Genomic DNA, 13,450 nt, shown 5'->3' with positions numbered 1-13,450 from the left:
AGGTGCATCCATGATTCGCAACATCCCGCGCCGGCGCGCCATCAAGCTGGCGGTGCTCGCCACCGCGCTCAGCGCCTCCACCGCCTTCGCCTGCATCTGCTCGAGCGGCATCATCCTCGTCAAGAAGTTCTACGACGCGAACGCGAACGGCATCCACGATCCCACCGAACCACGCCTGCGCGACTGGCCGATGACGCTGGGTTCGGCGAGCCTGGGCGACATCGCCACGCTGCTCACCGATTCGTTCGGCTATGCGCAGTTCAACGGCGTGATCCCCGGCACCGACTACACGATGTTCGAAGCCGTGCCGGTCGAAGGCAACTGGTTCCAGTCCAAGCCCGTCGACGCGGGCGGCGATCCGATCAATCCGCAGACCGGCATCGTCGTCACCGTGGGGCACACCACGCAACTGAGCTTCGGCAACTACTGCACGAAGGGCAGCGGCGGCAAGACGCCGGGCTTCTGGAGCAACAAGAACGGCCAGGCGACGATGCTGGATGGTTCGCCCGCCAGCCTGTTGCCGGAACTCAACCTGCTCGGCAGCCTCAACCTCGTCGATGCCAACGGCGTCGGGTTCAACCCGGTGGACTATCCGTCGTTCCGCACGTGGCTGCTCGACAGCAATGCGACCAACATGGCGTACAAGCTCTCGTCGCACCTGGCGGCGATGCAGTTGAACGTCGAAGCCGGGTTCGTCAGCGGCAACGCGATCTACGCGCCGTTCGGCGGCACGGTCAACGAACTGATGGCGCTGGCCAATGCCTCGCTGGGCAGCGATCCGTACACGCCGTCCGGCCACCCGGAACGCGCTTACCAGGAACAGCTGAAGGACTACCTCGACGCGCTGAACAACGGCGCCGGCGTGGTCAGCCCGACGCCCTGCAAGCGCACCTTCACGACCACGTACTGACACCGCGCACCTCGAGACGCTTCCCCCTGTTGCGTCGAGAGTGGAACGCCCCGTGGAAACACGGGGCGTTCTTTTTGCGAAGGCGCCTCGCATTCGGCGCGAAACAGCAGCGCACTCCGCGCGTCCGACCAGCGCGAGATCGCGACCTTTCCACGCGCTGCACTAGAAACCCGAACACCGCCGACCACGCGCCGATGGAATCCGGCGACTGCGTCACATCCTCGCGTCCACGAGAAAACTCTCGTTCGTCCACGCCGTGCATCCGCTGGCGCGCGTCCCGCCCCGTTGCCTCCACTGCGATCGGATTTTCCCGGCCACGCATGAGGACGCACGATGACGCCACGCACCCCCACCGCCCTGTCCACGTTCTGCGCGCTGCTGCTCGCATCGCCGGCCTACGCGCTCGAACCGGCGCCCACGACCGAGTGCGACGGTCCCTTCGGCGATGCGACGCAGGACTGCGACAACGCGCTCCCGGTCGCGGGCGCATCGTGGTTCGACGCGCGCATCGGGGCACCCGTCGCCGCGTTGCTCGGCTTGCACCTGCTGTCCTCCGACGAGGCACCGGTCGCCCCTGCGTCCACGCCCGCGACACCCGCGACGACGCCCGCCACGCCCGTCGGCGTGTCCTCGCGCCTGTTCGACGCGGACGGCCTGGAAGACGGCACGCAGGATGCACGCGCCACCGGACCGCATGCGGTCGCCGCAGGGGCGCGTTCGCTGGCCACCGGCCAGTACGCCATCGCGGCAGGGTTCGAATCGGTTGCACTCGGACGCCATGCGTTCGCGGGAGGCGTTTCGGCGCACGCGCTCGGGGATTTCTCGATCGCGCTCGGCGGTACCGCGTATGCGACGGGCGTGTCATCGATCGCCATCGGGCCGAGCGCCTTCGCCGCGCACGATGACGCCATCGCGCTGGGCCAGTGGACGCAGACCGACCGCGCACGCTCGGTCGCGTTCGGACTGCGCCAGCTCACGCAGGTCGCCGCCGGCACTGCGCCCACCGATGCGGTGAACGTGCAGCAACTCGAAGCCGCGCTGGCCGGCGTGATGCCGGTCGCCGCGACGCCGCGCTACTTCAAGGCGTCCGGCAACGACGACGGCAGCGACGATGCGCTGGTGGTCGGGCGCGACAGCGTCGCGGCCGGTGCGTCTTCGCTCGCGCAGGGCGACGACAGCACCGCCGTCGGCGGCTACGCGCTCGCGGTCGGGGATCGCAGCGTCGCGCTGGGCAGCAACGCATTCGCCGACGGCGAAGACAGTCTCGCCACCGGCAACAACGCGGCCGCGATCGGACAACGTGCGATCGCGCAGGGCGCCGGCAGCGTCGCGTTCGGCGACGACAGCGTGGCCACCGGTTACCAGGCGCAGGCGATGGGGCGCAACGCCGTATCGCATGGCGCGTTCGCCTTCACCGAGGGCGCGGATACCGCTGCGTTCGGCGTGCGCGCCCGCGCCGTCGGCGACTTGAACATGGCCTTCGGCGCCGACAGCTTCGCCACCGGCAACGGGGCCGCGGCCTTCGGTGCATGGAGCGAAGCGAAGGGCGTGCAGGCCACGGCGGTCGGCACGGGCGCGTTCTCGTACGGCTGGCGCAGCACCGCGATCGGCGGCGCGGCGTACGCGCGTTCGCTGAACGCCACGGCGATCGGCTTCGACAGCGATTCAGCGGGCGACAGCGTGGCGGTGGGGTCGTATTCGTTCGCCGATGCGAATGCCACCGCGACGGGCCATCGCAGTTACGCGAACGTGCAAGGCACGGCATTGGGCAACTGGACGGTCGCCGGCGAGCGCAGCGTCGCGGTGGGCAACGATGCACGCGCCGGCACGCAGGCCGCCGCCGTCGGCATCTACAGCACGGCCGACGCGTTGCGCGCGTCGGCGTTCGGCGCGGAAGCGCGGGCTTCGGGGATCGCGAGCACCGTTGCGGGCTATCGGAGCCTCGCGATGCCGGAGCGCGCGTTGGCGCTCGGCGCATGGGCGAACGCCAGCGGCGAGCGCGCCAGCGCGATCGGGACCGGCAGCGCGGCACAGGCGGCGCACAGCGTCGCGCTGAGCGAAGGCTCGCTGGCGGACCGCGCCAACACCGTGTCCATCGGCGCCGCGCAGGCGTGGACGGATCGCGGCAACGTGGCGCACGCGATGCGCGCACGGCAACTGGTGAACGTCGCGGCGGGCGCGGAAGGCACGGACGCGGTGAACGTCGACCAGCTCAACGCGGCGATCGGCACGGTCGCCGACGGCGATGCGAATCGCTACTTCGCCGCGCACGGCAAGCGCGACCGCAGCGACGATGCGAGCGCTGCGGGCATCTCCGCAATCGCGGCCGGCGCGAATGCGCACGCGGCCGGTGCCGAGTCGGTAGCGATCGGCCATGCCGCGCACAGCGCTTCGACCGGCGGCATCGCGATCGGCGCACGCGCCGAAACCACGCACACGAACGCGATCGCCATCGGCGCGAACAGCCAGGCGGTGGCGACCAACACCGTCGCCTTCGGCCCCAACGCCACGTCCGCGGCGACCAACGCCCTCGCCTTCGGCGCCAATGCGCAGGCGCTCGCGCTCAACAGCGTGGCCATCGGCGCGCAATCGAGTGCGATGCGCGCCAACACCGTGTCCTTCGGCAGCGCGGGCGCGGAACGCCAGCTCACGCACGTGGCCGCCGGCACGCAGGACACCGACGCGGTGAACCTGGCGCAGCTGCGCCAGCATGTAAATGCCTTCGGTGTGCGCGCGGCCGCGTTCGACAGCGGCGTGGCCCAACTCGACGCCTTGCACCAGCGCGTGGCGATGCTGGAATCCACGTTCAACGCATCGGCGCCGATGCAGGAAAGCGCGGCGCCATCGCGCCCCGCCACCGGGCACGACGTGGCGCAGACCGAGGCCGTCGTCGCCACGGCCAACCGCTACGCCGACACCGCCGCACAGCAGAGCGTCCAGCAGGCCACCGCGTATGCCGACCTCCAGATGCAGGCGTTGCAGGGCCAGCTCGATGCGTTCGAGACCCGCGTGGACGCGCGATTCATCGACCAGGACCGCCGCATCGACCGGCAAGGCGCGATGAGCGCGGCGATGACGCAGATGGCGATCAACACCGCGGGCCTGCGCACCGACAACCGCCTGGGCATCGGTGTGGGCGGCGCGCATGGCGAAGCGTCGATGGCCGTGGGCTTCCAGCGCGCGTTGAGCGAGCGCGCGACCTTCAGCCTAGGCGGTGCGTTCTCCGAAGGCGGCGAGCACTCGCTCGGCGTCGGCGTCGGCTTCGGCTGGTGACTTTCCCCTGCGCGGGCGGGTCCCGGCCGCGCGTCTTTTTTCGCCGCACCCGCGGCTTCCACGAGGAATCCTGCATGACCTCCATCCGCTTCCCCCGCGGTGCGTTGCCGTGCGTGGCGACGCTCGCAACCCTGCTGGCTTCGCCCGTCGACGCGCACGCGCAGACTGCTTCGCCGCTGTACGTCGTGCCGCTGGCCACCACTACCGAAGGCCCGGCCAGCCAGCGCATCATCGTGAAGTTCCGCGACGGCACGCCCGAGCAGCGCCAGCGCACGGTCGCGACGCAGCGCATCGCCGACCTGTCCGCCCACGCTTTGCGCACGACGACGCGCGTGGTCGCGCGCGATGCAATCGTGCCGGCCAACGCAGGCTTCGTCGGCATCGCGCCGATCACGCGCCTGGCCGTCGGCGCCGATGTGGTGCGGTTCTCGCTCCCGCTCGCGCGCGGCGACGCCGAAGCCATCGCACGCGAGATCGCGAAGGATCCGTCCGTGGAATACGCCGAAGCCGAGCGCATCGCGCAACGCACGGACGAACCGAACGACCCGTGGTACAGCGGCCCCATCGAACGCTCAGGCGTCACGTACACGCACCTCCAGTCCGACCTGTACGACCCGAAGGGCGGCATTGCCGCGCCCGGTGCATGGGCGCAGGGCGCGCGCGGCAACGGCATCGTGGTCGCCGTGCTCGACACCGGCATCACCGCGCATCCGGACCTCGACGGCAACGTGGTCGATGGCGCGGGGTACGACTTCCTGAGCGATCCGTTCTTTTCGGGACGCGAAACCGCCGATCGCCAACCCGGCGGATGGGATCCCGGTGACTGGACGCACGGGCCGCCGTGGTCGACCGCAGGCTGCCCTGCGCGCGACAGCAGCTGGCACGGCACGCACGTGGCGGGCACGATCGCCGCGGTCACGAACAACAAGGTCGGCATTGCGGGCGTGGCAGGCGATGCAAAACTATTGCCGGTGCGCGTGCTCGGGCATTGCGGCGGTCCGCTCGCGGACATCGCGGATGCCATCACCTGGGCCTCCGGCGGCGCGGTCGATGGCGTGCCCGCCAATGCGACGCCCGCGCATGTCATCAACATGAGCCTCGGCGGCGGCGGAAGTTGCCCGGCGTACCTGCAGTCGGCGATCGACGGGGCACGCGCGCGTGGCAGCACGATCGTGGTCGCGGCCGGCAACAGCAACGTGGATGCCGCGGGGGCGACGCCTGCCAACTGCAAGGGCGTGGTGACCGTCGCCTCCAACGGGTTGACGGGCAAGCGCGCGCATTACTCCAACTTCGGCGCGCCCGTGGACGTCGCCGCGCCCGGCGGCGGCCGCTACGTCAACGATGGCAGCAGCGGCGCCTTGTGGATGCCGCACGGGTTCATCTGGTCGACGTGGAACACCGGCAAGACCGTGCCCGCGACGGCGGACTACGCCGGGATGGCCGGCACGTCGATGGCCGCACCACACGTGGCCGGCATCGCGGCGTTGATGCAGGGCGCGGCGAGCGAACACCTCGCGCCCGACATCGTGGAGCGCTACCTGGTCGGCACCGCGCGCGCATTCCCGGCCACGCCGGACCAGCGCATCGGCGCGGGCATCGCGGATGCAGGGGCGGCGGTCTCCGCGGTGATCGCCGGCGTGATCCCGCCACCGCAACCGGTGCGCGTGTCCAGCGGGCAACTGGTGTCGAACCTCGTCGCATTGCCCGGGCAGGCGCACGCCTTCGTCATCGACGTGCCGGCGGGTGCGAGCCGCGTGACGTTGCGAACGTTCGGCGGCACCGGGGACGGCGACATGTACGTCAGGTTCGGGAGTCCTGCGGGCACGGCGGCGGGCGACCACGATCACGCGTCGGTTCGCCCGGGCAACAACGCGCAAATCGTCGTGCAGCCGTCGCAAGCGGGCGAGTACCACGTGCTGCTGTCGCCGACGCGCGCCTACCACGCGATGCATTTCCAGGCGACGGTGCAGTAGCACCGATGGCCCCGCTTCGCACGGGAGCGGGGCCACGGCTGCGATTGTGCAGGCGTGGATCGGGAGCGTTCCGACCATGGACGGTGACTTTCCGGCGTGCTTACCGAAGGCAACAGGCATAGACCATGTGTCCCGGGCCCAATGCCCATTGCCGGAGACACCGCATGAAACGCTTCGTCGTTGCCAGCCTGTCCGGATCGCTGCTGTTGTCCGCCACCACCTTCGCCCAGTACACCGGTCCCGCGCAGGAAGCCGCCGCCGGCACGGGCTACCAGGGTCCGAGTTCGATCCCGACGATGACCGCCGCGCAACTGGTGGCCGAAGGACGCGACGACCAGTACGCGCGCCTGCAAGGCAACATCGTGTCCCACGACGGCGGCCACGAATACACGTTCGCGGACAGCAGCGGGCGCGTGACCGTGGAGATCGCAGGCAACCGCTTCCCCGCCGGACAACCGATCGCCGCCGACCAGCGCGTCGAACTGGTGGTGGAAGTGGACAAGGACGTGCTGGGCACGGAATTCGAAGTGGAGAAGATCCGCGTGCTGCGTTGATCGTCAACGCGATCGACCCCGCTTCGCGACGAAGCGGGGTCGTGCGGGATCACCAGCGGTACTTCATCCCAAGCTGCCCCTGATACGTGCGCGTCGCATCCGCGAACTGCAGGCCCAGGCTGCCCCACCCGGCCCAGCCCTTGCCGAAATCCACCGTCAACCCGGCGTTGCCTTCGTACATCACCGGATCCAGCGCGAGGTCCACCGCCTGCCCATCGAAGCGGATCGCGTTGCCGGTGTCGTTGTGCCACGCGTTGAACTCGGCGAAGGGCTGCACTTCCTTGACGATGCCGTAGAGGCGCACGCCGAGGCGGGTGGTCAGGCCGCCGTCGCCGTGCGGTGCGACGACGGTCCCGTTCGCCTCGACGTGCGTTTTCGCGTCGTAGTCGGTGTTGATCAACTGCAGTTGCGGTTGCAGGTAGAGCGCGAGGCCGTCGCGCGCATGGATCGGAAAGGCATAGCCGCCTTCCAGCGACGCCGACCACGCACGCGCGTCGTATGACTCCTGCACCAGGCCCTCGCCCTGCACCGTGTGTTCGTACGTCGCGCGCTGCACCCACGCATCGACGGACAATCCGCCGCGCTCGGACGCATCCTGCACCCACGTGCCGAACAGCGCCGCCGCCTTGCCGCGGACTTCGCCATTCGCGCGGTACAGCGTGGGCAACGACACATCGCGCGTGTCGGCCTCGGCCCGGTTGAGCGTGGCGCCCACCGTGACCGCGCCCATCGCCGTCTCCCACGCATGCAGCGTGCTGCCGATCTCGAGCCCGCGATGTTCGGCGCCGATGTCGACCTGGCCCGCGCCCGCGGTAGCGCTGAACTGGCCGCGCGTCACGCGCACCCATGCGTTGCGATCCAGGGTGTCCTCGTGGCGCAGGCGGCCGCGATCGTCGTGGCGGTGCACGAACATCGCCGTCGCCATCGCCTGGTTGGCGAGGTACGCGCCGGTCTCGGGGCGATAGACGGGCGTGATCGGCGTGCCCGGATCGACCGGCGTTTCCTGCGCGAGCGCCGAACGCAGGTACCAGTCGCCGTCGTTCGGATCCGCGATGCCGCCCTGGTGGAGCGAATACTCGTACGCGCCGCCGACCGCACGGCTGGCCAGCGCGAACGTGCCATCGGACGCACCGTCGACCCGCACCACCTGGATCCCGTCCGCGTTGGTCTGCATGCCCGCGCCACCGGCGTTGGTGACTTGCACGTGCGTGGTCCCGCGCGTGTTGCCTTCGACGACGAGGCGATCGGTGCCCGCGTCGTCTGCGGCAAGATGCGTGTTGAGCGCGAGCGTGCCGCCATTGCCGGCGTAGTCGCCATGGACGGTGAGGGTCTTGAACACGCCGCCGCCGGGTTCGGCGAACCCGACGGTGCCCGCGAGGTTCAGAGATTGCACGTCCGAATCGCCGGAAAGCGTCCAGTTCGACCCGGTGTCCATGGTGGTCGTGGCGCCGTTCGAGATCGTGCCGTTGAGGATCGCGTTGTTCCGCAGCGTGAGGTCGAGCACGCCGGTCGGCGCCGCGGTCAGCGCGCCCACGAGATCGACGCCGTCGAACACCGTCGCGAGGCCCGCCCCACCCGCCACTTCGACGAGCGTGTTGTCGTCGGCCTGCAGTTGCGCGCCGTTCGACACGGTGAGCGAATGCGTGCCGGACCTGGCGATGATCGCGGATCCCGCGGATTGCAGGCTTCCGCCCGACACGGTGAGCGCGCTGCTGCCGGCCGCCGACTTGAAACTCACCGCGTTGTCGCCGCCGGTGACGGTGGTATCGATGAGCGTCGCCGAACCACCGTTGGTCAACCGCACGCCGGTGCTTTGCGCGGACGTGATGGAGGCACCGGTGGCCTGGAACATCGATCCCGCATCGGTGACGCCGACGGCGGCAGCGCCTGCGCCGGTGGCCTGCACGGAAGCGCCATCGAACGTGATCGAACCACCGGTGCTCACGTCGGCCCCGGTGCCGCCGATCGTCGTGATGCGCGTGCCGTTGCTGACGTTGATGACGCTGCCGGCATCCTGCGCGACAAGTCCGCGTCCGGCGGCGGAGGTTGCATCTACCGTGCCGCCGCGCAGGGTGATGACGCCGGCGGTGAGGGCCTGCACCACATCATTGCCGTTGGCGCGGATGGCGACATCGGTTGCGTTGATTCGTCCGTCGTCGGACGCCGCCATGAGCGCAACCGCCGCATCGGTGGTGACGGATCCGCGCGTCAACGCGAGGATCCCGTCGAGGGACGTCGCGCCGTAAGCGTTGACACCCGTCGTGCGGATGCTGGTATCCGTGGCCGAGATGGCGAGAGACCCCGCCGTGGTGTTCGCGGCAATCAGCCCCCCTGCGTTGCTGCCAGTAGTCACGATGGTGCTGTTGCGCAGGACGACGGAGCCACCGTTCGTGTCCACGTAGACACCGAATGCCGTACTTCCCGACGTCGCGACGTCGACGCCGGTCATGTCGATCGTGCCGCCGTTGAACGTCATCATCCCCATGGCGTTATTGCCCGCGGTCCTCACGACAACCGACGTGCCCTCGATACGCGATCCTGCATTCTGCGCAGACAACGCATGTCCGAGCGGCGTGCTTCCCGTGTCGTAGGTACCGCTGGCCGTGTGCGTCAAACCGTCGCTGACGTTCAGCGACTGCGCCGCCACCTGCGGCGCCATCCACAATGCCACCATCGCGACGCCCACGGCTTGCGCCAGCGGCTGTCGCGCGAAAGAACGAAATGCCATCGAATGCTCCCTGGAAATGCGTGCGCCGGTGCTGCGCGTTGCAGCCCATCGATCGCGGAACGGCCACGCGGCGTAGCCTGCGGCCTGCACGCGCCCGGGAGTAGTGAGAATTTTCCGCGCAGACGCGCGACGCGTTTTGTCTACGGACGCACGATTGCATCTGCCCCGCGGGCCAACGCCGCCATTGCACGAATCGTCATGCCTTGCGCTTCGAATCCGAAGCGCGCCGGGCGGAGCAATCGACGCGTGATCGAAGAACACTCGCTACACCGACCCACGACACGATCCCCAAGCTGGCCGCCCTTCCGAGGACCCGGCCATGGCACGTTTTCGTCCGTCGCTGCACATCGCGCTCGCGATCTGTTCGACGCTGCTGCTTTCCACCACCGCCTGCACCGCATCACGCGAAACCCCGTCCCACGCCGAGCGCCGCATCGCGGCCGACTGGATCCTGATGGTGGCAGACGTCGGCGATGCCTACGCCGCAGCGCCGCGCAACCTGCAACCCGCGTTCCCGCACTGGAAGTCGCTGCCCGCGCAGTGGCGCGTCGAGGGCCATCTCGTCGGCAACGATCGCCCGCCGCTGCACGATGCGTCGAAAGCACCCATCCCCACGATGCATGGCGTGCTCGCGCGTACCGACGATGCGCATGGCAACGCGGCCTACGCCGTCCTGCTGCGCGGCACCGTCGGTACGGACGAATGGGAAATCGATGCGTTCTTCCCGCATCGCGCCGGGCCGTGGCCCGACAGCGGCAAGGTGCCCGGCGGATTCCTGGACTTGTACGAATCCCTGGCGTTCGTGCCGCGCACCGGCGACGCGCAACCCACCCGCGCGGCCGAAGCCTTGCGCAACCACATCGGCGAAGCGCCCGTCACCGTCGTCGGCCACAGCGCGGGGGCGGTGCTGGGCACCTATCTCACGCTCGACCTGGTGCACGACGCCACCACCAATCGCGTCGCCGGCCGCTTCTTCGCCTCCGCGCGCCCGGGCGATGCGGCGTTCGCGGCCGCCTATGCACGTGCCGTCACCGACCATCGCGCATACGACAACGTGCGCGACCTCGTGCCGCACTTGCCGCCGGACCTCGGCCCCGATGGATTCAAGCCGTTGGCCAACATCACGCCGCTGGATCCAACACGCCTGCGCGTGCACCTGCGCGACACGCCGGGCTGCAACCACCACGCGGTGAGCTATGCCGCGTTGCTCGACTTCGCGCGCATGCCGCTCGCGGCCTGGCAGGCGCGCCTCGCCGACAGCCAGCAACCGCGCGACTGCCTCGTTCCCGTGCCCCCACACCGGACGTTGCTGCCATGACCGACAACCTCATCGATCTCTCGCACTGGCAGGCTCCGGTGGATTTCGCGCGTGTCGCAGGCAGCGGCATCGTCGCCGCGATCGGCAAGGCCACGCAGGGCGCGATGGGCGTTGATCCGATGTACGCGCAGTACCGCAGCGATGCGCTGCGCGCAGGCTTGCGGTGGGGGTCGTACCACTTCGGCACCGCCGATGCGCCCGCGTTGCAGGTCGCGCATTACCTGCAGGTCGCATCGCCTGCCGACGTGGAGGTGATGTGCCTGGATTTCGAAAGTGGCGCCGGCATGTCGCTCGCACAGGCGCGCGCGTTCATCCAGGGCATCGAAAGCGCGACGGGCCGCCTGCCGATGCTCTACGGCGGTGCGTATCTCAAGAGTTGCCTCGCGGGCAAAGCGGATCCCGTCCTGCAACGCTGCGCCCTGTGGCTCGCGCAATACAGCGAGTCCGCCATCGTGCCGCCGGGCTGGGACCGCTGGACGCTGTGGCAATTCACCGACGACGCCCGGGACATCCCGGGCGTCGCACGCTGCGACCGCAATCGCTACGCGGGCAGCGACGCCGACCTGCGCGAACGCTGGCCGGCGCTTTGATCCATCCGCGCGGTTACTTCGACCCTTCGCCGATGTACTGCTTCAGCCACGCGTTCACCGTGTCGTGCCACAGCACGCTGTTCTGCGGCTTGAGCACCCAGTGGTTCTCGTCGGGGAAGTAGAGGAACTTCGACGGCACGCCCTTGCGCTGCGCGGCGGTGAACGCACCGATGCCCTGCTCCACCGGGATGCGGAAGTCCTGCTGCCCGTGCACGACGAGCATCGGCACCTTCCAGTCCTTGACGTGGTTGACCGGGTTGAAGCGCTCGTAGCCTTGCGGGTTGTCGAACACGGTGCCGCCGTTCTCCCATTCGGAGAACCACAGCTCTTCGGTCGCGTAACCCATCATGCGCTGGTCGAACACGCCGTCGTGCGTGACCAGGCACTTCCACGGCGTGTTCCAGTTGCCGGCGATCCAGTTGACCATGAAGCCGCCGTACGACGCGCCGAGCGCGCACGCCTTGTCGCCGTCGAGGAAGTCGAACTGCTTCTGCGCGGCGGCCCAACCCTTCTGCAGGTCTTCGAGCGGACGATCGCCCCAATGCTGGCTGATCGCGTCGGTGAACGCCTGGCCGTAACCGGTGGAGCCGTGGAAGTCGATCATGACCACCGCGTAGCCCTGGCCCGCGTACGTCTGCGGATTCCAGCGATAGCTCCAGCCGTTGCCGAAGCTGCCCTGCGGGCCGCCGTGGATCAGGAACGCCACCGGGTACTTCTTGCCCGGCTGGTAATTCCACGGCTTCACGACGTAGCCGTACACGGTGTCGTTGTTCCAGCCGACGAACTTGAACTGCTGCGCTTCGCCGAACTTCACGTCCTTCACCATCTCGCCCGCGCTCTGCGTGATCGCACGCGGCGTGCTGCCATCGGGCTGCGCGGCGAACAACTGGTCGCCGGTCTGGATCGTGTTGCGCGTGTACACCAGCGTGGGGCCGGCCATCGCGAACGACGACACCGTGCCGTCCTTCACCAGCGTAGTCACTTCGCCGTTGTCCACGTTGACGGCGAACAGCGGCGCCTGGCCGAGTTCCTCCGCCGTCGTGTAGATCGTCTTGCCGTCATCCGACAGCGCGATGCCGTTGGCCGAGGCGTCCCACTTCGGATCGATCTCGCGCGTCTTGCCCGAGGCCATGTCCATCGCCATCAGCGCGAAGCGGTCGGCTTCGAAGCCCGGGCGCTTCATCGCGCGATAGAACAGCGTCTTGCCGTCCTTCGAGAACACCGGGCCGGTGTCCCACGCCTTGTTGGCGGCGGTGAGGTTCTTCGCAGCGCCCTTGCCGTCGGCCTGCACGAGGTACAGGTCGAAGTTGGTCGACCACGGTTCCTGGCCATCGGACTTGCGCGCCGACAGCACGAGCGACTTGCCGTCGGGCGACCACGCGAATTCGCCGGTGTCGCCGAACGGACGCGACGGCACGTCGCCGATCACGTCGCCGCCGACCAGCGTGGCGGTGGAAATCTTCGCCTTGCCATCGCCCAGCGGCGCGACGAACACGCGGTTCAGCTTGCCTTCGTTCCATGCATCCCAGTGGCGGATGAAGACGCGGTCGAACACCTTGCCCGAGGCCTTCTTCGCCTCGGCGTCCTTCGAACGCTTCTGCGTGCACGCGAAATCCGACTTGCAGTCGGCGAACGCTTCCACCGCCAGCGCGACACGCTTGCCGTCGGGCGACACCTTGAAACCGCCGACATCGCCGGCGATGTCGGTCAGCTGCACGGGCGCGCCGCCCGCGGTGGGGATCGCGTAGAGCTGCATCGAGCCCGACTTCGCGCTGAGGAAGTACACGCGGCTGCCGTCGGACGCGAAGTCCGGCGAGTTGACGCTCCAGCCTTCCGGCGTGAGGCGCACGGGCGGTGCGGCATCGCGCGCCATCAGGTCTTCGATCCACAGCGAGGTGGCCGACTTGTTGGCATCGAAGTCGACGACGCGCTTGGCGAACACGACCTTGCGGCCGTCCGGCGAAAGCACCGGCGAGGACACGCGATCGAGTTTCGCGAGGTCGCGGACTTCGAAGCCGCGTTCTGCATGGGCGACGGACGGAAGCGCCGCCGCGAGGGCGAGCGCGAGGAGTGCGGGACGAAGCGTCATGGTGGAATTCCGATC

At 69.1% G+C, this 13,450-nt stretch carries 8 protein-coding genes; 6 read left to right on the top strand and 2 right to left on the bottom strand.

Going from position 1 to position 13,450, the window contains the following annotated elements:
- Nucleotides 1-10: 10 nt before the first annotated feature.
- The 4 genes from LYSCAS_RS10000 to LYSCAS_RS09985 all read left to right on the top strand — a co-directional run bounded on the left by LYSCAS_RS10000 (nucleotide 11) and on the right by LYSCAS_RS09985 (nucleotide 6,710).
- Nucleotides 11-910, top strand: a complete 900-nt coding sequence (locus LYSCAS_RS10000; RefSeq protein ID WP_213433905.1) for a hypothetical protein — start codon at nucleotides 11-13, stop codon at nucleotides 908-910.
- Nucleotides 911-1,243: 333 nt separating this feature from the next.
- Entirely contained in the window at nucleotides 1,244-4,183 is a 2,940-nt protein-coding gene (locus LYSCAS_RS09995) for a YadA-like family protein (RefSeq protein WP_213433904.1), read from the top strand.
- A 74-nt stretch (nucleotides 4,184-4,257) separates the two neighbouring features.
- Complete coding sequence (locus tag LYSCAS_RS09990) at nucleotides 4,258-6,156, top strand: S8 family peptidase (RefSeq protein WP_213433903.1); 1,899 nt, start codon at nucleotides 4,258-4,260, stop codon at nucleotides 6,154-6,156.
- 164 nt (nucleotides 6,157-6,320) lie between these two features.
- A complete protein-coding gene (locus LYSCAS_RS09985) occupies nucleotides 6,321-6,710 on the top strand; it encodes a YgiW/YdeI family stress tolerance OB fold protein (protein ID WP_213433902.1) in 390 nt (129 codons plus the stop codon).
- 49 nt (nucleotides 6,711-6,759) lie between these two features.
- Here the strand turns inward: LYSCAS_RS09985 and LYSCAS_RS09980 are convergent, their stop codons facing one another.
- Nucleotides 6,760-9,438 carry an autotransporter family protein gene (locus LYSCAS_RS09980; protein WP_213433901.1) on the bottom strand — a complete coding sequence of 893 codons (2,679 nt, stop codon included), beginning with the start codon at nucleotides 9,436-9,438 and terminating at the stop codon, nucleotides 6,760-6,762.
- 319 nt (nucleotides 9,439-9,757) lie between these two features.
- On the opposite strand from LYSCAS_RS09980, the gene LYSCAS_RS09975 reads away from it, so the two are divergent.
- Both LYSCAS_RS09975 and LYSCAS_RS09970 read left to right on the top strand, forming a co-directional pair.
- Complete coding sequence (locus tag LYSCAS_RS09975; protein ID WP_213433900.1) at nucleotides 9,758-10,756, top strand: lipase family protein; 999 nt, start codon at nucleotides 9,758-9,760, stop codon at nucleotides 10,754-10,756.
- Nucleotides 10,753-11,346 (top strand): glycoside hydrolase family 25 protein, encoded by a 594-nt coding sequence (locus LYSCAS_RS09970; protein ID WP_213433899.1) that lies wholly within the window; start codon nucleotides 10,753-10,755, stop codon nucleotides 11,344-11,346. Before LYSCAS_RS09975 ends, LYSCAS_RS09970 begins: the two co-directional genes overlap by 4 nt.
- Nucleotides 11,347-11,359: 13 nt before the next feature.
- On the opposite strand, the gene LYSCAS_RS09965 is transcribed toward LYSCAS_RS09970, so the two are convergent.
- Nucleotides 11,360-13,435 (bottom strand): S9 family peptidase, encoded by a 2,076-nt coding sequence (locus LYSCAS_RS09965; protein WP_213433898.1) that lies wholly within the window; start codon nucleotides 13,433-13,435, stop codon nucleotides 11,360-11,362.
- Between the last annotated feature and the right edge of the window lie 15 nt (nucleotides 13,436-13,450).

The sequence above is a fragment of the Noviluteimonas caseinilytica genome, assembly GCF_018406605.1.
In the GTDB taxonomy this organism is placed as follows: Bacteria; Pseudomonadota; Gammaproteobacteria; order Xanthomonadales; family Xanthomonadaceae; genus Noviluteimonas; species Noviluteimonas caseinilytica.
The sequence above is the reverse complement of the archived record's forward strand: the minus strand, read 5'-3'. Positions and strand labels throughout refer to the sequence as shown.